Annotated in this window: 25 protein-coding genes and 2 tRNA genes; 16 read left to right on the top strand and 11 right to left on the bottom strand. The window is 66.5% G+C overall.

From position 1 onward, the window contains the following. Nucleotides 1-24 precede the first annotated feature (24 nt). Together VFA08_08305 and VFA08_08300 are read right to left on the bottom strand one after the other, a co-directional pair. Entirely contained in the window at nt 25-555 is a 531-nt protein-coding gene (locus VFA08_08305) for an isoprenylcysteine carboxylmethyltransferase family protein (protein HYZ13590.1), read from the bottom strand. Nucleotides 556-597: 42 nt separating this feature from the next. Next, on the bottom strand, nt 598-948 hold the full coding sequence (locus tag VFA08_08300) for a helix-turn-helix domain-containing protein (GenBank protein ID HYZ13589.1): 351 nt from the start codon (nt 946-948) through the stop codon (nt 598-600). A gap of 115 nt (nt 949-1063) precedes the next feature. On the opposite strand from VFA08_08300, the gene VFA08_08295 reads away from it, so the two are divergent. Next, nucleotides 1064-1882, top strand: coding sequence for a pirin-like C-terminal cupin domain-containing protein (locus VFA08_08295; protein HYZ13588.1), 819 nt, complete (start codon nt 1064-1066; stop codon nt 1880-1882). Nucleotides 1883-1903: 21 nt separating this feature from the next. On the opposite strand, the gene VFA08_08290 is transcribed toward VFA08_08295, so the two are convergent. Continuing rightward, nucleotides 1904-2386, bottom strand: coding sequence for a hypothetical protein (locus VFA08_08290; GenBank protein ID HYZ13587.1), 483 nt, complete (start codon nt 2384-2386; stop codon nt 1904-1906). Between the two features lie 7 nt (nt 2387-2393). After that, a complete protein-coding gene (locus VFA08_08285; GenBank protein ID HYZ13586.1) occupies nt 2394-3056 on the bottom strand; it encodes an adenylate/guanylate cyclase domain-containing protein in 663 nt (220 codons plus the stop codon). A gap of 50 nt (nt 3057-3106) precedes the next feature. Here VFA08_08285 and VFA08_08280 point away from each other — a divergent pair, with 50 nt between their 5' ends. Both VFA08_08280 and VFA08_08275 read left to right on the top strand, forming a co-directional pair. Continuing rightward, nucleotides 3107-3532 carry a RidA family protein gene (locus tag VFA08_08280; protein ID HYZ13585.1) on the top strand — a complete coding sequence of 142 codons (426 nt, stop codon included), beginning with the start codon at nt 3107-3109 and terminating at the stop codon, nt 3530-3532. Next, nucleotides 3529-3954: a hypothetical protein gene (locus VFA08_08275; protein HYZ13584.1), complete on the top strand. Its 426-nt coding sequence runs from the start codon at nt 3529-3531 to the stop codon at nt 3952-3954. Before VFA08_08280 ends, VFA08_08275 begins: the two co-directional genes overlap by 4 nt. Nucleotides 3955-3972: 18 nt before the next feature. Here the strand turns inward: VFA08_08275 and VFA08_08270 are convergent, their stop codons facing one another. Further along, nucleotides 3973-5031 carry a hypothetical protein gene (locus tag VFA08_08270; protein ID HYZ13583.1) on the bottom strand — a complete coding sequence of 353 codons (1059 nt, stop codon included), beginning with the start codon at nt 5029-5031 and terminating at the stop codon, nt 3973-3975. Between the two features lie 287 nt (nt 5032-5318). On the opposite strand from VFA08_08270, the gene VFA08_08265 reads away from it, so the two are divergent. From VFA08_08265 to fdxA, 3 genes are all read left to right on the top strand, one after another. Then, entirely contained in the window at nt 5319-6257 is a 939-nt protein-coding gene (locus tag VFA08_08265; protein HYZ13582.1) for an arginase family protein, read from the top strand. 303 nt (nt 6258-6560) lie between these two features. Continuing rightward, a complete protein-coding gene (locus VFA08_08260; protein HYZ13581.1) occupies nt 6561-6977 on the top strand; it encodes a DUF1232 domain-containing protein in 417 nt (138 codons plus the stop codon). Nucleotides 6978-7071: 94 nt separating this feature from the next. Beyond that, nucleotides 7072-7401, top strand: a complete 330-nt coding sequence (fdxA, locus tag VFA08_08255; protein ID HYZ13580.1) for a ferredoxin — start codon at nt 7072-7074, stop codon at nt 7399-7401. 154 nt (nt 7402-7555) lie between these two features. Here fdxA and VFA08_08250 read toward each other — a convergent pair whose 3' ends face one another. Continuing rightward, nucleotides 7556-7801 carry a hypothetical protein gene (locus VFA08_08250; GenBank protein ID HYZ13579.1) on the bottom strand — a complete coding sequence of 82 codons (246 nt, stop codon included), beginning with the start codon at nt 7799-7801 and terminating at the stop codon, nt 7556-7558. Nucleotides 7802-8008: 207 nt separating this feature from the next. Here VFA08_08250 and VFA08_08245 point away from each other — a divergent pair, with 207 nt between their 5' ends. Continuing rightward, the gene (locus VFA08_08245) at nt 8009-8665 is read left to right on the top strand and encodes a response regulator transcription factor (GenBank protein ID HYZ13578.1); all 657 of its coding nucleotides are present in this window, start codon (nt 8009-8011) and stop codon (nt 8663-8665) included. Nucleotides 8666-9156: 491 nt separating this feature from the next. Then, the gene (locus VFA08_08240) at nt 9157-11232 is read left to right on the top strand and encodes a hypothetical protein (protein HYZ13577.1); all 2076 of its coding nucleotides are present in this window, start codon (nt 9157-9159) and stop codon (nt 11230-11232) included. Between the two features lie 520 nt (nt 11233-11752). Here the strand turns inward: VFA08_08240 and VFA08_08235 are convergent. Both VFA08_08235 and VFA08_08230 read right to left on the bottom strand, forming a co-directional pair. Next, nucleotides 11753-11829, bottom strand: a tRNA-Lys gene (locus tag VFA08_08235). A gap of 30 nt (nt 11830-11859) precedes the next feature. Further along, nucleotides 11860-11936: transfer RNA gene (locus VFA08_08230), tRNA-His, on the bottom strand. A 111-nt stretch (nt 11937-12047) separates the two neighbouring features. On the opposite strand from VFA08_08230, the gene VFA08_08225 reads away from it, so the two are divergent. Next, complete coding sequence (locus VFA08_08225) at nt 12048-13424, top strand: aspartate aminotransferase family protein (GenBank protein ID HYZ13576.1); 1377 nt, start codon at nt 12048-12050, stop codon at nt 13422-13424. Between the two features lie 50 nt (nt 13425-13474). Next, nucleotides 13475-14827 carry an aspartate aminotransferase family protein gene (locus VFA08_08220; protein HYZ13575.1) on the top strand — a complete coding sequence of 451 codons (1353 nt, stop codon included), beginning with the start codon at nt 13475-13477 and terminating at the stop codon, nt 14825-14827. 158 nt (nt 14828-14985) lie between these two features. Here VFA08_08220 and VFA08_08215 read toward each other — a convergent pair whose 3' ends face one another. Next, nucleotides 14986-15972, bottom strand: a complete 987-nt coding sequence (locus tag VFA08_08215; GenBank protein ID HYZ13574.1) for a DUF222 domain-containing protein — start codon at nt 15970-15972, stop codon at nt 14986-14988. Here VFA08_08215 and VFA08_08210 point away from each other — a divergent pair. After that, the gene (locus tag VFA08_08210; protein ID HYZ13573.1) at nt 15913-16038 is read left to right on the top strand and encodes a hypothetical protein; all 126 of its coding nucleotides are present in this window, start codon (nt 15913-15915) and stop codon (nt 16036-16038) included. The genes VFA08_08215 and VFA08_08210 overlap by 60 nt on opposite strands. 110 nt (nt 16039-16148) lie before the next feature. Here VFA08_08210 and VFA08_08205 read toward each other — a convergent pair whose 3' ends face one another. Then, the gene (locus tag VFA08_08205; protein ID HYZ13572.1) at nt 16149-16277 is read right to left on the bottom strand and encodes a hypothetical protein; all 129 of its coding nucleotides are present in this window, start codon (nt 16275-16277) and stop codon (nt 16149-16151) included. On the opposite strand from VFA08_08205, the gene VFA08_08200 reads away from it, so the two are divergent. Next, nucleotides 16216-16695 (top strand): hypothetical protein, encoded by a 480-nt coding sequence (locus VFA08_08200; GenBank protein HYZ13571.1) that lies wholly within the window; start codon nt 16216-16218, stop codon nt 16693-16695. The two genes, VFA08_08205 and VFA08_08200, sit on opposite strands and share 62 nt — an antisense overlap. Before the next feature lie 72 nt (nt 16696-16767). Then, nucleotides 16768-16902 (top strand): hypothetical protein, encoded by a 135-nt coding sequence (locus VFA08_08195; protein ID HYZ13570.1) that lies wholly within the window; start codon nt 16768-16770, stop codon nt 16900-16902. On the opposite strand, the gene VFA08_08190 is transcribed toward VFA08_08195, so the two are convergent. After that, nucleotides 16899-17501 (bottom strand): HdeD family acid-resistance protein, encoded by a 603-nt coding sequence (locus VFA08_08190; protein ID HYZ13569.1) that lies wholly within the window; start codon nt 17499-17501, stop codon nt 16899-16901. The two genes, VFA08_08195 and VFA08_08190, sit on opposite strands and share 4 nt — an antisense overlap. Nucleotides 17502-17647: 146 nt before the next feature. Between VFA08_08190 and VFA08_08185 the strand changes: the two genes are divergently transcribed. The 3 genes from VFA08_08185 to VFA08_08175 all read left to right on the top strand — a co-directional run. Further along, complete coding sequence (locus VFA08_08185; GenBank protein HYZ13568.1) at nt 17648-18643, top strand: homocysteine S-methyltransferase family protein; 996 nt, start codon at nt 17648-17650, stop codon at nt 18641-18643. Nucleotides 18644-18670: 27 nt separating this feature from the next. Continuing rightward, complete coding sequence (solA, locus tag VFA08_08180) at nt 18671-19846, top strand: N-methyl-L-tryptophan oxidase (protein ID HYZ13567.1); 1176 nt, start codon at nt 18671-18673, stop codon at nt 19844-19846. Between the two features lie 79 nt (nt 19847-19925). Next, a partial coding sequence (locus VFA08_08175) for a hypothetical protein (GenBank protein HYZ13566.1) occupies nt 19926-20337 on the top strand: 412 nt, incomplete at its 3' end.

Below are 20337 nucleotides of genomic sequence, written 5' to 3'. Positions count from 1 at the left end.
GATCGCCGTGGCCCGAAACAAGGATCAGGGAAGACTGCTCAAATCTCGCGGCCGTTCATCGGGCTCCCACGGACGCCAGCGCGGCCGCCACCGCGGAACGGCTCGCCGATACGTCTCGTACTGGGATCCGTAGCGGTGAAGAAGGATGGGCTCCTCGTACCAGTAGACGAAGGCCGCCGTCGTGCCAAGGAAAAGGGCGGCGTACGCGAGCAGCTCAAGTCGGCCGAGAAGCAGCGCCTGTCCGACGATCGTTGCCGCCACCGCCAGGTACATCGGGTTCCGGACGTATCGATAGAGCCCGCCGACGACGAGTCGCTCCGTGGGCGCGATCGGCGCGGGTGTTCCTCGACCCTCGGTAACGAACCGGGCGAAGGCTCCAATCAGTACCGCCGCCCCGACGACTATCAGCACGAGTCCTACAAGACGGATCACGGGGTGCAGGGGTGGCTCGCGACCGCGCCAGCCCGTAAGGAGCCAGGGGACGACGCCGGCGGCAGTGCCGGGGACGAGGACGAGGAAGATCGCCGTTCCTACTGCGGCCGCGTTCCTTCGCACTTACGGAATCGTAGGCGGGGTGGCGACGCGGTTCGGTGGCCGCTATCCGGGCAGGTGTTTCTCGGCCCAGCGGGTGATCTGTTCCAGAGCCGGCAGTAGGGCACGACCTGCGTCAGTCAGCGCGTAAGTGACCGATACCGGAGGTCCTTCCATGACTGTGCGCGACACGAGACCGGCGTCGGCGAGCTCGCCCAACCGGTCCGAAAGCACCGAATCGCTGATCCCGTCGACGGCTCTGGCGAGGGCTCGGAACCCCGCGGGCCCACCCCTCAGGGTCCCGAGCACGACACCGGTCCAGCGCTTGCCGAGCAGGTCGAACGCGCGCACGAGAGCCGCGTCGGCGCTCTCGCATTCGTCGTGCGTACGACTCGTGGCCTGGGTCGAAGTCTTCACACTCCCGAGGGTAGCACGACACTAGTTCTCATAGAGTTACTAGCGGAATACGAGCGCGATGCGGCGGGTTGACGATGGCGATGGCGTAACCGATCCCGGAAAGGGGATGAGGACCGTGGCCCAGCCTGACGTGGCGACATCGCGCGAGGCCGTCCTGGTCGAGGAAGCTCACATTCGACCGATGATGGGGTTCGAGATCCTGGAGCCAGTTCCGTCCAGGAGCGTGCCCTACGAGGCGACCGACCCGTTCATCCTCGTGCACGAGGCGCGGTTCAAGCTCTCGGAGCTGAAGGACGTCGACACGAAGCACCCGCACCGAGGGTTCGACAACCTCTGGTACATCCTCGAGGGCTCGGCCAGCACCGGTCACAGCACGGGTCCCGGTGGAGCGATCGAACGCGTTCGACTGCCCAAGGGGGGCCTGCTCGCGCTCCGGACCGGCCGGGGTGCGTGGCACGCCGAGGCCATCGGAGCGGAGGAGCGGGACGAGGGCCTAGGGGAGAGCGAGTGGAGGAGCGTGCTCTTCTGGGTGAACCTGGCTCGAAAGGACAAGCAGGCCGAGCCGAGCGCTCAGGTGTTGTTGCCCGATCAGATTCCCGTTCGGAACGTGGGGGATGCGACGGTTCGGGTCCTGGTCGGCGAGGGCTCGCCCATCGAGCTCGGAACGCCGGCCATCGTCTTCGACGTCGAGCTGATGGAGGGCGGCGCTGCGACGATTCCCGTCCCGCGCGGGTTCCAGGGTTTCGCATACCTGCTCGATGGAGAGGCGGACTTCGGGCTCGATGGTCCGCACGCGAGGCCACCGCAGCTCGTTTTGCTAGGGCCCGGCGACGAGCTCACCGTAACGGACGCGTCACCCGGCACCCGATTCCTTTTGATGGCGGGGAAGCCGTACGGCGAGGCGCCGGTATTCAACGGGCCGTACGTGGATTGACGAACGAAGAGCCGCGCTCGTCTATCGAGCTCGACGGTAGGTGATCCGCAGGTCGTCTTCCCAGTGGACGTCGTCGGTGCGGAGCTGCCAGGTGCCGAGGATCGTGTCGCCGCCGTCGGCGAAGGTGCCGGTGAACCGTTGCGAGAACCCAGGCGCGTCTCGCCACAGCCGCAACGCCTGATCGTCCGCGCTCGCTTGGTAGATGCGAAACACGCCACGCGAGTCGAAGTAATGCATGCTCAACGGCGATTCCGACCCGGTTGGCTCAACCGATCCGGTCTCGTCGTCGACGCGATCCTGTTCGGTGAAACCGATGATGGAGATCGAGTCGGGGAAGTCGGAGTGCTCGTTGCGAGCGCGCTGGATCAGGAAGCGTTCGCCTTCGAGCCATTCGATGTCGGCGGTGCCGTGGACGACGACGCCCGGAAGGGAAGGATGCGTGGCCTCGGTGGTCCAGGAGCCCACGAACCGACCGAACGATTCCAACGCCCGATCGCCGGTCATGTTGTTCTCAGCCGGACTCGTCCTCGAGGCTCCGCTCCAGCTCGCGGAGTACCTTCGCCTCGATCATGCGAGAGATCTGCTCTTTGATGGACCGCGGTTCCGTTTCGCCGCTCGCGTCGAGCTCGATTCCGTCGCCGGATCCCGGGACGCCTTCGATGACGAGCCCGTGCAGGGGTTCGGGTCGTTCGATGTCCTTCAGCCGCCGTTCGCCGAGCGGATGAACCGTGACGCGATCGGGCAGGTCTGGTCCGATGAGCGCGCGGGTCGTTTCCGAAAGCAAGACCTGCCCGCCGCGGCCCACCGCCGCAATCCTGGCGGCGCGCACGACGTCCATTCCCGTGTACCCCTCGTCGCCCACGGCGGGCTCACCCGTGTGCAGGCCCATCCGAACGCGGACCTCTCCTTCTTCGGGCCACGCGTGACCGGCCAGCGCTCGTTGCGCCGATACCGCCGCCGCGACGGCGTCGCGGGCTCGGGCGAACGCGTAGAAGAACGCGTCACCTTGGGTGTCGATCTCGCGGCCGTCCCTAGCCGAGAATGCTTCGCGCACGATCCGACGATGCTGCGCGAGAACGGTCGCAAACGTGCCCTCCCCGAGACGCTTCAGCAGATCGGTGCTTCCCTCGACGTCGCTGAACAGGAACGTCACGGTGCCGGAGTAGAGGTTCACCGCTCAAGGATAGGTCAGCGGGAGGAGTCGAATGAGAGAGGAGGAGCGCCATGGCTGAGCAAGCCGTCGTGCAGCATCTGAACCCAGAGGGCCTGCACAAGAACCCGGCGTGGTCGAACGTCGTCACTGTTTCGGGCCGGGCCAAGACGATCTACGTCGGCGGACAGAACGCGGTGAATGCGTCGGGCGAGATCGTGGGGAAAGGGGACCTCGCCGCGCAGACCGAGCAAGTGTTCAGGAATCTGGAAACGGCGCTCGCGGCCGCCGGCGCTCGCTTGGAGCACGTCATCAAGTGGAACCTCTACGTGCTCGCGGGACAGCCTCTCCAGCCGGGATTCGAAGTGTTCCGGCAAGTGTGGGGGCAGCGAGACAACCCGCCCGTCATCACCGCGGCGATGGTGGCGAGTCTCGCTCACCCCGACTTCCTGCTGGAACTGGATGCGGTGGCCGTTCTTCCGGAGACAGAGACCGCGTGAGTCCTCGTTCGGTGACGCTCGGCGACGTTGCGCGGATCGCATCCGGCTTGCCGGAGGTTACGCCAGGGGAGCGGCACGGCAATCGTACGTGGAGTGTCGCCGGGAAGGCGTTCGCCTGGGAGCGGCCGTTCAGCAAGGCCGACATCCGACGCTTCGGCGAGGAGCCCGTACCCGATGGACCCATCCTCGCGGTTCGCGTGGACGATCTCGTCGAGAAGGAGGCGGTGCTCGCGGCGAAGTCGGGTGGACCCGAGGGGTTCTTCACGGTTCCCCATTTCGATGGGTATCCGGCGATCCTGATCCAACTGAGGAAGGTCTCCAGGTCAGCGTTGCGGGAAGCGCTCATCGACGGCTGGCTGGCCTGCGCACCACCGAAGTTGGCGGACGACTTCATCGCTCGGGCGCGAGCTCGACGCCGCTGACCGCGCGGGCTCTCTTCACTAGTCGAGCTCGATCCGTTCCTCCTCGACGAGCTTGCGCGCCCACGAGCGCACGAAGTCGATTGACCGGTAGTTCAGGATGCGATCGCGTTCGATGCCGGCGCGAGCGGCGGTTGCCATTCCGAACGGAAGGAACTCCAGCTCGAGTTCGTTGTGCGCGTCGCTTCCGATGGAGAACCACCGCACGCCCTCCTCGCGGGCGAGCGTCGCGAGCGCGACGTTCAAGTCCTGGCGCCACACCGTTGCGTCCAACTCGATGGCTTTGCCCAGGCGTGCGGCCTCGGCGAAGACTCGGTGCCAGTCCGCGACGAGCCCAACGCGTCTGCCGTACATCCTCGCTTTCGGGTGCGCGAGCACGTGCAGGCGTGGCTGTCGCAGGGCGGCCATGTATCGCTCTGTCTCGTCGACGGTCGAGCGGAGCTTCGAGTGGAACGCGCCGAGGACGAGATCCAGCGTCGACAACGACTCGTCATCCATGTCCATCGTCCCGTCGGGGAATACGTCCACTTCCATCGAGCGGAGGATCCCGAAGTCGTCTCCCGCGTCCGCGAACGCTCTATCGAGCTCGTCGATCGCACGGCCCTGAGCCGCAAGTCGGTCCGCCGTCATGCCGTTGGCGATCTGCAACGACTGGGAATGGTCGGTGATGGCGACGAAGGACCGCCCGAGTCTCTGTGCGGCCACGACCATCCCATCGAGCGGCACCGCTCCGTCGCTGTAGGTCGTGTGCATCTGAAGGTCGGCACAGGGGAGCGACTCCCACGCCGGGTCCAGGTCCAAGGTGGACCGAACCTCCGCGTAGGTGAGGAACCCTCGCCGCGCCTCTTCAACGTCCGGGATGGGCGGCGGACTCGCGAGCCAGGTCTCGATCTGCGCCGCGATCCACGGTCCGACGGACCGAAGCTCGGTCAGGGGTCGGCCGGCGGCGGCCACGTCGTGGACCTCCTCCGCCCAGAAGCGCGAGGCCCGCGAGGCGCGTTCCAGCGCCCGCCTGCGGTGGTCGCCCTCGTTTCGGCTCGCCCGCCAGAGCAGCTCCCCGACGTCCGCATTGGTAAGCACGTGGCTCTACGCCGCGCCCGGGATCGCGAACAGTCTCCAACGAACGTCGGGGAGCGGAGCTGCCCATCCCCGCTCGTCGAGCTTGGAGACGTTGTGGTTCGTGCTCATCACGACGGAGCGTAGGTCGACGCCTCGGTGGCGTCATCGGCGCCGCGCAGTCTTGCGGGCTACCTAGGGCGAGGTAGCTCAGGACGGAGGCGCCTCCGCGGCGAGATGATGCGACGGTGCCGAACCGTGGATGTGACTGATCCGTGGAAGCAGGGACGAGCGCGGCTGGCGACGATCGGATGGCTCGGTCTCTCGCGCTGATCGGCGCACCTTCGGGCGCCGGCGCATGCGGTGTGGGCCAAGAACAGGCGCCGGGGGCACTCCGAGCGGCCGGGCTGATCGAGGCGCTCGACGAGGCGGGCGTCGAGGTGACCGATCTCGGCGACGGGCCGGTGATCCCGTGGCGACCGGACCGGGACAACCCCCTTGCCCAGAACGTCGACGCCGTGATGGAGACGGTCCAGACGACGGCGGGACGGGTGGCGGATGCGTTCTCGGATCGCACCCGAGTTGCGCTCGTGCTGGGCGGCGATTGCACGGTCGGGATCGGGACGGTCGCGGGCGTGCGACGGGCCTTCGGGCGCGTCGGAGTTCTGTATTTCGATCTCCACTCCGATCTGAACACACCGGCGAGCGGTCGTGACGGCGCCCTCGACTGGATGGGGCTCGCGCACATGCTGGCGATCGATGGAACCGATCCGCGGTTGGCGCGGGCGGCCGGACCGACGCCGTTGCTTGACCCGGGCGACATCGTCCTGTTCGGTCACGATCGATCCCAGGCGACCCGGTTCGAACAGAGCGAGATCGAGCGGCTGGGGCTCAGCCGCGTATCGGTCGAAGAGGTTCGGGGCGATCCCGAGGGTGCGGCGCAACGAGCGCTCGGACTCATCTCGGAACGGTCGGAGCGCTTCGTCATCCACCTCGACGTGGACGTGGTCGACTTCACGGACGCGCCGCTCTCCGAGATCTCCTCGCGTAACGTGGGGTTGAAGCTCGATGTCATGTTCCGCGCCTTGAGTGTGCTGGCGTCCGGACCGGGGCTGGTCGCGATCACGCTCGCCGAGTTGAACCCCCACAACGCGACCGCCGATGACGGACTGCTCGAGCGATTCACCGCGTCGTTCGCGGTGGCGATCTCTGGCTCGGCACAGTCAGCCGAGGCCACCGCGGCAGGATGAGCGACGCGCGGACGCTCGTGCGATCAGATACGAGTGGCGAGGCGAGGTCACCAACTCCGAGATGAACGCGCTGCACGCCGAGGCGTTCGAGACGCGTGTCTACCAAGACACGATGGTCGCGTCCGCTGCTCGGCATCGTGGGATCGGGACCAAGCTCGTGCGCTCGCTGTCGAAGAGGCTCGGCGGGCGGGGTGCGAATGGATGCACGTCGACTTCGAGGACCAACTCCGGGCCTTCTACTTCGACGCTTGGGGGTTCACCTCGACGAAGGGCGGGTGATCGAGCTTTGAGTCGCCCGGGGGCATGATGCGCGGCCTTCTCATCGGGCTCGGCATCGCGGTTGGAATCTGGCTGATCGGGATCATCGTTCTGATCGCACTAGGGCGGCGATCGCAGGCGCGCGAGCTCGCTACGTTGATCCCGAACCTGCTCGCGCTCTTCCGCGATCTGTTGCGCGATCCGAGGGTGCCCAGAAGCGCCAAGATCTGGCTCGGCGTCGCCGTGGTTTGGATCGCTTCACCCATCGATCTCATTCCGGAGTTCATCCCGATCGCAGGACCGCTCGACGATGCGATCGTGGCGGCGCTCGTGCTCCGTCATCTGGTCAAGCTGACGCCTCCCGCCGTGGTCGCCGAGCACTGGCGCGGTGACCCGAGGACGCTCCGGGCGATCGTGGGAGGCAAGAAAGACGACGACGCTCTGGGAGGTCTCCGAGCGTGAGCCGGCATCGCGTTCGATGTGGCACGGCGTCGGGTCACCTGAGGACGGATCACCTCTCGGTTTGCCAGTGGTCCGGTGGGGGAAGGGCTGAAGGATGGCCTACGTGATCGCGGAACCGTGCATCGACATCAAGGACAAGGCCTGCGTGGACGAGTGCCCGGTCGACTGCATCTACGAGGGGCCCCGGATGCTGTACATCCAGCCCGAGGAATGCGTGGACTGCGATGCCTGTGTGCCGGTATGCCCAGTGACTGCGATCTTCACCGAGGACGACGTGCCCGCTGACTGGAAGCAGTTCAACGGGGTCAACGCCGAGTGGTTCTCGGAAGCCGTTACGGGACTCGGCTCGCCTGGTGGCGCCGCACAGGTCGGCCCGCAGGACAAGGACCATCCAATCGTGGCAGGCTGGGGCGAGGCCGTCTAAACGATTTTGTCCGCGGTGCGCCCCCGCACCTCGCCCGATGCCATTCCGCATCTTCAACGATGCCGGGCGTGCGCGGACACGACAGATCGGGGCCGGGCGGTCACACGACCTCTCCGACCCCGATCGGCCGATCAGTCACGCGTCTCTGAGTGAACTAAACCTCAGTCAGACGCTTGGCAAGGGTGCGTGCCGTTCGCTCGTCCCGGAAGATGCCTACCCCGTAGACGGGGCCCTCCAAGACGGTCTTCGGGAGCGGTGGCATGCTCGTGCTCTGGCTCTGCACGAGGAAGACCGAGTGACCCTTGTACGGCAGCTGGTCGACGATCTCGCCCTTGCCGAACTCCTGTTGAATCGTCTGCTTGTCGTCCGCTTCTACAACGACCCATGGAGTGCCTCTCACGATGCGCCTCCTTTCCATTCGGCTTCCACGATCACGTTCTCGAACGAGGCTTAGACCTCCCTGAAATAAGACTGAGAACTCGTTCAGCAACGTCGCTACCTGGGCTTTCAACCGCGCTGCCGTGGTCACGGCGAGGGCCGGTAGCATGACTTGACCGAACGGCCTGGGGAGGCATTCAGGCTGTAGCGGGGCGGGAGCGCGATGCCCGTGAACGTGCTGGTCGTTCAAGACGAAGCCCAGACCGCCTCCCTCATCAAGCGGGGGCTCGAGGCTGAAGGGTTCGCCGTCAGGATCGCCGACGACGGCGCCGACGGTCTGAGGCTCGTCAGGTCGTACGAATTCGACCTGGTCATTCTCGATCTCCTTCTGCCGTCCGTCAGCGGAGAAGAGGTCCTGGCCCGAATGCGCCAAGGGAGCGCCAACGTTCCGATCATCGTCCTCACTGCCAAGGACGCCGTCTCGGACCGGGTGGCCAATCTCGACGCGGGAGCCGACGACTACATCACGAAGCCGTTCAGCTTCGAAGAGCTACTCGCTCGGGTTCGGGCCCGTCTGCGCACCTCGGATCAAGCGGAATCGTCGACGGTTTCTCACGGAGCCGTCACCCTCGACCTGCGGACGAGAGAGGCGCGGATCGACGGACGATCGGTAGAGCTGACCTCTCGGGAGTTTGCTCTACTCGAGACGTTCATGCGTCACCGGGGTGAGGTCTTGTCGCAGCCTCAGCTCCTGGATCAAGTGTGGGGATACGATCACGAACCGAGATCGAACGTGGTCGAGGTCTACGTGGCATACCTCCGCAAGAAACTGCGTAACGACATCGTGGAGACGGTTCGTGGCATGGGGTACCGATTCCGAGGCTGACGCACCTTTCGTACATCGCAGCAGGTCGAAAAGTGGCCGGTGCTCCTTCGATCGCGGAAGAGATCAGAGCCGGAGTCGGTGTCAAAGGATCAGCCGGTACTCCATCAAGGATCAGGTAACGCAGTCCTGTCAGCATCAACCTTGGACACGGCACTGCCGTCCTCCCAATACGCGTGGTCGTGACGCGGTCCCGTGCGGGACGCAGGGGCCGGAAGGCCGGTTGCGCGAGATCGACGCCCCGTCATAGCTTGGGCATACGAACAGATGCCCCAAATCGGTACTTCCCCCGCGGCCTATGTGCAACGACGACCGAAGACGAGGGGCAAGCCACATGATCGTGGCCGCTCCGACGAGCCGCTGTGCGGCGTCGGGACAGGGCGGCTCCCGCTACGCGCGCGGGTGTGGGAGGTGATGTCAATCGCATCCGGAAGTGTCCGCCGGAGGCGTCTTTCCCGGCTACTTGCTTTATCGGGATCACATAAGGAGGTCTGATGACGATACGACCATCCGTGCGGCGGAAGTCGAGTCGGCTGGCTCTCGTATCAGCGCTGGTTCTCTCGGCCGGATTGTTGCCGACCAGGGCGCTCGGCGCAGCGGGGCCACCGCCCGGCGGCCATTCGCAGGACGACTTCGCGGCCGACGACTTCTACGACCACCATCATCACGAGCAGCATGGGCCGAGCACCGGCCACCTTCCGGGATCCGTCGACCAGGTCGAGCTCGTTGGCAAGCTCAAACTCACGAACCAGGTCGGAGACGTCTCGGACGTCTCGGCGATGGCGACGACCTCCGACGGCACCTGGTACGCCTACCTCGGTAACTGGGGCGGGTTCGACGCACGGAATCAGACGCCTGCATGCAACTCCGGGGGCGTCCACGTCGTCGACATCAGCAACCCGGCAAGCCCCGTGAAGGTCGGGTTCCTCAACGCCGGCGGGACCGGCTACCAGACCGAGGGCATCCAGGCGCTGCACATCGACACGGACGACTACACGGGAGACATCCTCGTTGTGAGCAACGAGTGGTGCCTGGCCAGGTCCAACCCGAAGCTCAACCCGGGCGGCATCACGATCTACGACATCAACGATCCGACGAACCCCATGATCCTGGTGGATGACTTCGGCGACTTCGACGTTCACGGAAATCGGGCCAACGAGTCCCACAGCGTGATCGCGTGGGACGCTGGCAACGGCGACGCGTTCGCGGCGGCCATCGACAACGAAGAGGTCGAGGACGTCGACCTGTTCGAGATCACCGACCCGAGGAACCCCGTGCTCGTCGCCGAGACGGAGCTCCCCGGCGTCACGGTGAATGCACACGGGCAGCTGAAGACGTCGCACGACTTCGACATCCTGCAGTTCCCGGACGGCTCCTGGCACCTGATGGTGTCGGACTGGGACGCGGGCTGGATCGACGTCGACGTCACCGACCCATCGAACCCGACGATCGTCGGCGACTTCGACTACGCCGCCTGCGATCAGGTCATCCAGGCCGAGCTCGGGAAGTGCCTCGAGCCGGAGGGCAACGCCCACCAAGGTGAGTGGAACAGCGACGGCAGCGTGTTCATCGGCACCGACGAGGACTTCGACCCGTTCCGCACGACGCCGCTTACGCGCGTGACCGGGGATGCGAACTTCCCGGCCCCGGAGGAGTACACCACCGCCGCCGTTGGCGGCGCTCCGGTCACGACCCTTCCGGATAAGCGGCTCAATGGACCGGTGGCGTACGGCGGTTACGGGTGCCCCGGAACGTCGGCGCCTATCCCGAACGCGGACTCGACGATCCCGCCCGGCTCGCTCGATCCGGGCGAGGAGCAGATCATCGTGCTCCAACGAGGACCATCGGGTGACCCGAACGCGCCCGAAGCAGCGTGCTTCCCCGGCGAGAAGGCGGACAACGCCACCGATCAGGGATGGGATGCCGTGATCCTGACTGGCCGGCATCTCGCCGGCGGCGCCGCGAACGACGATCCGCCGAACTGCGGGTTCGGGGCGTTCCCGTCCGACGAGCAGATCCCGGCCGTGTGCACCACGCACACGGCGATGCACGAGTTGTTCGCCAGGACTCCCGACTTCACCCTTCCGTACCCGCTGGGAGATCCGGCCGATCTCGAGCCGGACATCGGCGAGGTCGGGTTCGAGGTTGACATCACGGCCATCTTCGATGGCTGGGGCTACGTCCGGGTCCTCGACACGAACCCGGCCAGCACTCCGACGGAGATCGCCCAGATCACGATCGCGGAGACCGCGGACGAAGACTTTGCCACGGGCTTCGGAGACCTGACGGTGCACGAGGTGGAAGTTCCTCGGGGCGACCCGAACGAGGGCGGCCCGGCTCCGGACGACGACCTGGTCGCGTACTTCTCGTGGTACGCGGGCGGGTTCCGTGTATTCGACATCTCGGATCCGAGCAACCCGGCGGAGCTCGCTCACTACATCGACGCCAAGGGGAACAACTTCTGGGGCGTCGCGCTGGCGGAGGACGAGAACGGCGACCGAATCATCCTCGCGAGCGACCGGGACTTCGGCCTGTTCATCTTCCGGTACACGGGTTCGCTGCCTTCGTGAGCATCGCGGCGACCACGATGTGAGGGCGGAGCGGCGCCTCGGGCCCATCCGACCCGAGGCGCCGCCTCCGCGCGTTGCGGGCGGCCGCGGGTGTTGGCGCTGACATTTCGTTAACTGGCGATCGTCGCGGTCGAAAGTGTTTGTCCGGTAAACACTTCGGCGTCCGCATCGCTCTGTATCCGAGTGGAGGTGTATCGGCATAGGGCACGGACGATGAGGTTGGGCGAACTATCGATGGGGACAATCGTCAAGTACGCGGAGGTCGCGGCGCTCCTCGGCGGCGCCACGGCGATCCAAGAAGTCGGTGTAGCCCGGAGAGCGACGGCGTCCTCATCCGGAGCTTCGACAAGGACGTCTTCGACACGCGAGTCGCTCAGGAGATCGACTGGATGACGGTGTCAAGCGTCAGCCGGAGACACCGTCAACGATCAGCCGGAGTCGGTGTCAAGGATCAGCCGGAACTCCGTCAAGGATCAGGTGATGCCGTTCCGTCCAGCATCACCCGGAGCACGACATCTGGTGGTGGGCCCCCGGGGACTCGAACCCCGAACCTGCGGATTAAGAGTCCGTTGCTCTGCCAAATTGAGCTAGAGGCCCGGCCGCCGAGTCTAGCAATCGCGATTTCAGTGGGGTGACCGAGGGGACTCGAACCCCCAGCCTCCAGGACCACAACCTGGCGCTCTAACCACTTGAGCTACGGCCACCACGTAGAACCGATTCTAGCAACGGCCCTCCGAGGGTCTTTCCGGCGGTTGACGTGGGGACGGGCGGGGACGAGAATTGAATGGCCGTTCAACTGGGAAACGGAGCACATCGTGGCCCTTCGAGAGACCGTCGACATCGACCTCGAGCTCGTCGCCCGCCTCATCGAGCAAGAGGAGGCGGCCCTCGAACCGAAGCATCGCGCGTCGCTCGAGTACCGGGCGGTCGCCGAGCGCACCGTCGCCGGCGGCGTCGCCTCATCGTGGCAGGACGCACGTCCCCACGCGGTGTTCATCGATCGCGGCCAGGGCAACCGCATCTGGGACATCGACGGCAACGAGTACATCGACTACCACCTCGGGTACGGCGCGATGGTGGCGGGGCACGCCCACCCGAAGATCGTCGAGGCGATCGAACGGCAGGCGCGCCGCGGAACGCACTTCGCGCAGCCGACCAAGGGCATCGACGTGGTGGGAGAGAACCTCGCGGATCGGTTCGGCCTTCCGCTATGGCGGTTCTGCAACTCCGGGACGGAAGCGACGCTGGAGGCCGCCCGGCTGATGCGCGCGGTGAGCGGGCGCGACATGATCATCAAGATCGAAGGCTCGTACCACGGGCATCACGACGCGCTCATGTTCTCCGTGGTGCCTGACCCGGACCTCATCGGCGACCGTGATCATCCCGTCACTGTGCCGCAGGCGATAGGGATCCCCGACGCGTTCGCGGAGCTCGTCCGGGTCGTTCCGTTCAACGACCTGCAAGCGGTGGATCGCGCGCTCGACGAGCTCGACGGTCGTGTCGCCGGGATGATCGTCGAGCCGGCCATGATGAACTGCGGCGTAATCATGCCCGAGCCCGGGTACCTTCAGGGCCTGAGGGACCTGCTCCATGCGCGCGGCGCGTTCCTCGCGTACGACGAGGTGAAGACCGGCGCAGCGCTCGCCTACGGCGGCGCTGTGGAGGCGTTCGGAGTCACGCCGGACATCGTGTGCCTCGCCAAGGCGATCGGTGGGGGAGTGCCGTGCGGCGCGGTCGGAGCGACGCGCGAGCTGTTCGACCCGGTCGTCAAGGGCGAGTACGACATGGCGGGGACGTTCAACGGGAATCCACTGACGATGGCGGCCTCGCGCGCCTGCCTCACCGAGGTGTTGACCAAGGACGCGTACGACCAGCTGAACCGTGTCCACCGCGCTCTCGCCGAGGGCTGCGGCGCCGCCATCGAGCGCACCCGGCTTCCCGCGTACGTGACCGGGATGGGCGCAAAGGGCTCGGTCATCTACAGCGCGACGCCGGTGCGCGAATACCGCGACAGCATCCCGATCGACGAGCGCATCACGTACCTCGCGTGGCTGTTCCAGCAGAACCGCGGCGTCTTCAAGTCGCCGTGGTCGAAGCAGGAGACGTGGACGACGTCCGTGTTCCACACCGAGGATGACGCCCGCCGGTACGTCGAGAACTTCGAGGAGTTCGCCGCCGCGATCACCGGCTGACGCCGGCTCTTAGCCGAAGGCCTATGCTCCGCCCGTCGAGGGAGGTCTGCATGGGCGAGGTCGATCCGGCGAGAGTCGAGCACCTGATCGAGCAGGAGTCGGCGGCTCTGGCACAACGGCTGCCTCGGTCGATCGAGTTCTTCAAGCGCGCGAGCCAGTCGCTGGCAGGTGGTGTCGCATGCAGCTGGCATGCCCTCGATCCCCATACCATCTACGGCGTTCGCGGAGACGGCTCGCGCCTGTGGGACCTGGACGGGAACGAGTACGTCGATCTTCATTGCGGCTACGGCGTGATGGTCGTGGGCCACGCGCACCCGAAGGTCGTCGAGGCCGTTCGGGATCGTGTCGCGCTCGGCACGCATTTCGCGTTGCCCGTCGAGGACACCGTCGTGGTCGCCGAGCTTCTGGCTGAGCGGTTCGGCCTTCCGCTTTGGCGGTTCAAGACGACCGGGTCCGAAGCGACGATGGACGCGTGCCGGATCATGCGCGCAGCGACCGGCCGAGATCTGATCATCAAGGTCGAGGGTTCGTACCACGGCAGCTCCGACGGCCTCGCGTTCTCGTACTGGGTGGACGTCGAGGAGGCCGGTCCGCCCGATCGGCCTCGGACGCTTCCGAACACCGCCGGCGTCGCCCCCGTGTACGGCCAGGCGCTTCGGATCGTGCCTTTCAATGACCTGTCGGCGGTCGAACGCGTCCTGGCAGACGAGGGCGACCGCGTGGCGGGCATGATCCTCGAGCCGATCCTGATGAACGCGGGCGTCATCCCGCCGGCGGACGGTTATCTGGCAGGGCTTCGAGAGCTCCTCCACCGCCACGGCGCGTTCCTTGCGTTCGACGAGGTGAAGACGGGCGCGACGATCGCGTTCGGTGGCGCCGCCGAGTGGTCGGGCGTCACGCCCGACGTCGTAGCGTTGGCCAAGGCGATCGGCGGCGGGCTTCCCGTGTCGGCGATCGGCGGGACCGAGGAGGTCATGCGCGTCGTCGCCGACGGGACCATGGAGCAAGAGGGGACGTTCAACGGCAACCCGCTCGGCATGGCCGCCGCGCGCGTCGTGCTTGGCGAGATCCTCACGCGCGACGTGTACGAGCGGTTCGACGCGCTCGAGGCCACGCTCGCCGGCGGCATCCGCGAGTCGATCGCGACGCACGAGCTGCCGGCGACGGTCGCATCGGTTCGCTCCCGCGGTTCGGTGCAGTTCCGCCGCGACCCGGTCCGAGACTTCCGCGAGCACGCCGAGACGAACCTTCGCCTCCAGCACCTCTCGTGGCTATTCCAGTTGAACGGCGGCGTGTGGGTTCCGGCCGGCGACCCGTGGACGTTCTCGATCGCGCACACCGAGCAGGACCTCGAGCGCGCCGTCGAGAACTTCGAGCGCTTCGCGTCAGCCGCCGTGGCCTAACCGCGCCTGACGGGGTGCGGTTCTGATCGACTGGGTGGTGGACACGGAGCTCGACCGCTACGGCGGCGCCCGATCCGCGGTCTCGAGCACCGTGCCATCCGCCCGATAGAACCTCGGCAGTCCGTCCAAGATTTCCACCGAGAACCGCTTGTGATGGATCAGCCGGTGATGTCGCCGACACAGCAGCACGAGGTTCGACAGTGCGGTCGGACCACCGTTGGTCCAGTGGACAACGTGGTGCGGATCGCACCACGAGGGTGGTCTCCCGCAGTCGGGGAAGGCACACATCCACCGTCCCTGACGAGGAGCGCCTTTCGGATCCACGGCGGGGTGATCCGGGTGGTCCGTCCCACGTCGAGCGGTCTCGAGCCGGCGTCGGTGATCACCCGAGTGACCTGGGCGTCACACGTCCACATCAGCGCGTCCGCTGCGGAGATCGGTCCGACGTCGGTGAGCCGCCCGCCAAGCCGCGCTCCGGCGGACCGAGCGGTGCCAGGCGCGTTCTCGCTTCGACCCAAGCTCTCCACGTCGATGGTGACGATGACGTGAGGGCGCTCCCCGGCCACCGTCGGTCGGCCCGAGGAGTCGAGCCACTGGCGGCAGATCTCGCCCAAGGCGTCGGCCCGGCGACGGGCGGGGGATCGCGTATCGGTCCGGTCGCTCGAGCGAACCTCCGCGTCCTGCACCGCCCGGAGCGCGGTGATCAGGACCTGGGTGGTCTCGGCATTCAGATCGCCTGAGAGCCTGCCCCGGCCAACGAGCGTCGGTGAGAGATACAGCTCCTGTCGATCGTCGTCGGCGTCGTCGGCGTGGTCGTGCCGCCACCGCGCCACGACGTCTTTCAGGTGGTCGACGGAGAGCGTTCGAGCGGCGTCGACCAACGACCCCTCGGACCGCGCGAACTGCTCGGGCGCTTCCTCCCGAGCAGACGCGAGGAGCGTGATCGCCGACGATGAGACGTCGCCAGTGGCAAGCGCGTCCGCGGCGACCGGCATCGCCTCCAATGCACGAGCCATTCGAACGTGACTGGCGGCCGTCGAGGGTGCGACGCGATGTCTCGTGGCCAGCCACGACGCCAACGAGAAATGGCCGTCACGGCTCCAGACCTGTCGCCGCTCGAGCTCGCCGAGCCGGCGCGCGCGGATTGTCTCGAGTTGTCGAGTTGCGCGTTCGACTTCGTCAAGATCGGCGACCAGTTGATCATCGGATAGTGCGGCGTCATCAACGACCAACAAGCCGTCGAGAGCCGAGCGAAGCTCGCTCATTGAACGTGTAAACCCAAACCGAACATGCGTGCGACGCTACACCGAGCCACTGACACTCAATCGAACGAGATGGGCGTTGCTGGAAGACGCGAGATCAATCGACTTGGGTCATCCATGACGTCCATGACGTCCATGACGTCCATGACGTCCATCCCTCGCTCCCTGGTCCGCGTTGTCGAGCTCATGTCAACTCTCCGCCCGTGGTGGGCGTTGTGCGGCGGATGGGCCGTGGACGCGTGGATCGGCGAGCAGACACGCGATCACGTGGACATCGACATCGTCACGTTCGCCGAGGATCAGGGCACGGTGTTCGAGCGGCTATCCGCCTGGAACCTGATTGCGCGCGACGCGCTCGTCGATCAGGAGACCACCGGCCTCTGGGACGCCGGCGTCTCGTCCTGCCGGCGCACGCGCACGCGCACTCCGACGGCGATGCGGAGCTCGAGGTGCTCATCTACGACGATCGCACGACGACTGGGTCCTCAGCGCCGAACCGCCGATCGTCGTGCCGATTTAGAGCGCCACCGCGCTATCGGCGTAGGGGATTCCGACGGTCGTTCGCGACATCGTCCTGTTCTACGGAGGCGCCGCCTACTTCGATGACGCGGAGATGACCAAACGTCGCTCGCAGACGATGTCGACTTCGAGACGCTCCGCGACTGGCTCGCTCGCGACGTGCGCGCGTGGCTACGAGACTCGATCTCGAGCCTGTATCCCAACCAGCCGTGGCCGGAACGGCTGTCGGACCAGGACCAGAACCCGGACCAGGACTCGGACCACGACTCGGACCAGAACCAGGACTACCCCTAGGCCGCACTCCGGATATCGCGATCGACGCCCTCGTCCGTCCGACCCAGCCGGCGAAGTTTGAACCCCAGCCACACGAAGACGATCCCGAAGACGATCGCGTACGTCCCGATCAGCCACGAGATCGCAACCGCTCCGGCGTCAGGCCAGACGAGGATGACGATGCCGGCGATGATCGACAGCAGCCCGGAGATCCCGAGCAGCCACTCGGTGTCGATGACCCGACGCAGTCTGATCGCCGCCATGATCTCGACGACGCCGCTGACGATGGCCCATATCCCGATCAGGACGACGAGGGCAAGGGCGGTCAGATCGGGTAGCACCAGCGCGAGAACGCCCGCAACGAGCGCAACGACACCTTCGAGCGCGTGCGCCGCGCGGTGCCAGCCGTCGACATTCCGATGGCCGATCGCGCTCGCGAACGACCCAACCGAGTCGGCGATCGCGTAGATCCCGAACACGATGGCCAGCGCCGTGATCGTGACGTCGGGATAGACGATGGCGATGATCCCGAACACGATCGCCGCCACGCCGCGAAGAAGGAACAGCCACCAATTCCGGGCGAACATCGAGATCACACCGCCCGGCTCCTCGTGTGTCATCTGACCCACGACGAACACCTCCCCCCGTCCTCAGGGCATCCTTCCCCAGCGCGCTTCGGCCTTGCAAACTGGGCGCGTCTCTGACTCACGGTCAATCTCGGCGCTCGGCTCGGCGTTACCGCCGTCGCTAGACTCGGCCGACCGCGATGACCAAAGGCATCCTGGAGCGCCTGACCGAAGGACCGGTCCTCGGGGACGGCGGCTACCTGCTCGAGCTCGAGAAGCGCGGGTACGTCCAGGCGGGCCCGTTCACGCCCGAGGTCGTGATCGAGCACCCCGACGCCCTCGCCGAACTCCATCGTGAGTTCCTTCGCGCCGGCGTCGACGTTCTTCAGACGATGACCTTCTACGCGAGCGACGACAAGCTCGCGACGGTCGGTATGAAGGACAAGGTGGACGAGATCAATCGAAACGCGGTGCAGATCGCGCGCAAGGTCGCTTCCGAGGGCGACGCGCTGGTGGCCGGCAACCTGAGCCTCACGTGGGCGTACCTTCCGGAGGATCCATCGAGCGTCGATCACGTTCGGGCACTCTTCGACCGGCAGCTGCAGGATCAACTCGACGCCGGACCGCCCGACTTCTGGATCGGCGAGACATTCTCGTACCTGGGCGAGGCGCTCCTGTTCGTCGAGCGCGCCAAGGCGACCGGCCTTCCCACGATGGTGACGATGAGCTTCGAGCAGGTCGAACCTCGCAGCTACGAGGGGGATACGCCCGCCGAGTGCGCCCGACGGCTCGCCGGCGCCGGCGCCGACGTCGTCGGCGTCAATTGTCTGAACGGTCCCGAGCAGCAACTGCCGATCGCCATCGAGATGCGTGGCGCCGTCGACGGGTACATAGCGACGCAGCCGGTCGCGTACCGAACCACCGCCGAAGAGCCCGACTTCACGGCGAGCCCACGATTCCCGTATGCCCTGGACCCCCTGCAGCTATCGCGACAGGAGATGGCGGACTACGCGAGGAAGGCGAAGGACGCAGGGATCGACTACATCGGTTCGTGCTGTGGTTCGGTCCAGGCGCACGCACGCGCGATGGCCAAGGCTATCGGCAAGCTACCCTCCGACGAACGCGATTGGAAGAGCGAGACCGGTCGCGCGATGAGCGCGTACGAGTACCGCGGCCACACCGAGACCGAGACGTAACCGCGTGACGCCGCGTGGGCGTACGCCGTGAACGAACGCAGGGACTTCGACGTCGCGGTCGTCGGATTGGGCGGGATCGGTTCTGCCGCCGCGTACTGGGCCTCGCTTCGCGCCGGCGCCGGCGTCCTCGGTCTCGAGCGATTCGAGCTCGGGCACGAGCGCGGCGCGTCGCAGGATCACTCGCGAATCATCCGGCTCTCGTACCACGCGCCGGAGTACGTGCGGTTCGCTCAGGACGCCTACGCCGCGTGGGCAGAGGTCGAGGCGGATTCAGGTCAGCGCCTGGTGATCCGAACGGGTGGGATCGATCTCTATCCCGAAGGCTCGTACGCGTGGGGCGACGACTACGTCCGGTCCCTCGAGGAGGTAGGCGGGATCGAGTACGAGTGGCTCGACGCCGCCGAGACGATGCGGCGGTGGTCCGCGTGGCGTCTGTCCGACGACGTGCGCGTGATGTTCCAGCCCGATGCCGGGATCGTCGCCGCGGCGAAGGCGAACGACGCGCACCGGCGTCTCGCCCAATCAAGAGGCGCGACGCTCGTCGAGAACGCTCGTGTCACGGACGTCAGGGAGAACGGCGGCGGGTACGAGCTCGAAACCCAGGTCGGCACGTTTCGGGCCGAGCGACTGATCCTGGCCATGGATGCGTGGATGAACGAGCTGCTCGAGCGGCTCTGGCACCCCATCAACATCACAGTGACGCAGGAGCAGGTCAGCTACTACGGGCCGTCGGACCCCCACGCGTTCGAGCCGGAGCGGTTCCCCATCTGGATCTGGATGGGAACGCCCTCCTTCTATGGCGTCGGGACGTTCGGCGAGAACGGACCGAAGATCGGTGAGGACGTCGGTGGGGCAGAGGTCACGGGCGATGAACGCTCGTTCGAGCCGGACCCCCAATACCAATCGAGGCTGGATGCCTTCATGCGCGAGCGGCTGCCGTCCGGGTTCGGCCCCTACCTTCGCCGAGCGACCTGCTTGTACACGATGACGCCGGACCGCGACTTCGTGATCGACCTCGTGCCCGGGCACGACCACGTCGCGATCGGGCAGGGGGCGGCGCACGCGTTCAAGTTCGCGAGCGTGTTCGGACGGTCGCTCGTCGAGCTCGCTTTCGACGGCAGGGCGCACAGCGATATCGGCGCCTGGACGGTCGACCGGGGCATCCTCACCACAGAGGACCCGCCGCTCAGCTTCCGCGTCTGACCGACCTCGGTTCGCGAACGATCGAGAATCCGTTGTCTCTCCGGTCAATACCCGCTTCGATCGGTCCGATGAACCACTCATGGACGACCCGGTCGATCCGGCACGCCCTCGCCGTCGCGGATGGCGCGACTGGATCCGACGCACCCGTCGTCGCACGTCGCGGGCGACGGTCATGGTCGCGATTGCCGCCGTCGGAGCGGCGGCGCTGGCGAACTTCGCCGTCGCGGGCCACCGTCGCCATGGCGTGATCAAGGCGTGCTACGACCGTCGGACTGGCGTCGTTTCGTTGATCGGGGAACGCCGGCTCCGAGGGACATGCCCCCGAGGAACGATCGCATTCACGTTCGGCGTGGAAGGACCACGCGGAGCCACGGGCGCCCTCGGCCCCGCCGGCCCGACGGGACCAGCCGGCCTTGCCGGTGCGATAGGACCGATGGGACCGGCCGGCGCGGAAGGCGCCACCGGCGCGGACGGCGCCACCGGCCCTGCGG

The sequence above is a fragment of the Actinomycetota bacterium genome (assembly GCA_035640355.1).
In the GTDB taxonomy this organism is placed as follows: Bacteria; Actinomycetota; UBA4738; order UBA4738; family HRBIN12; genus CALGFI01.
This window is presented reverse-complemented; position numbering and strand designations above follow the sequence as displayed.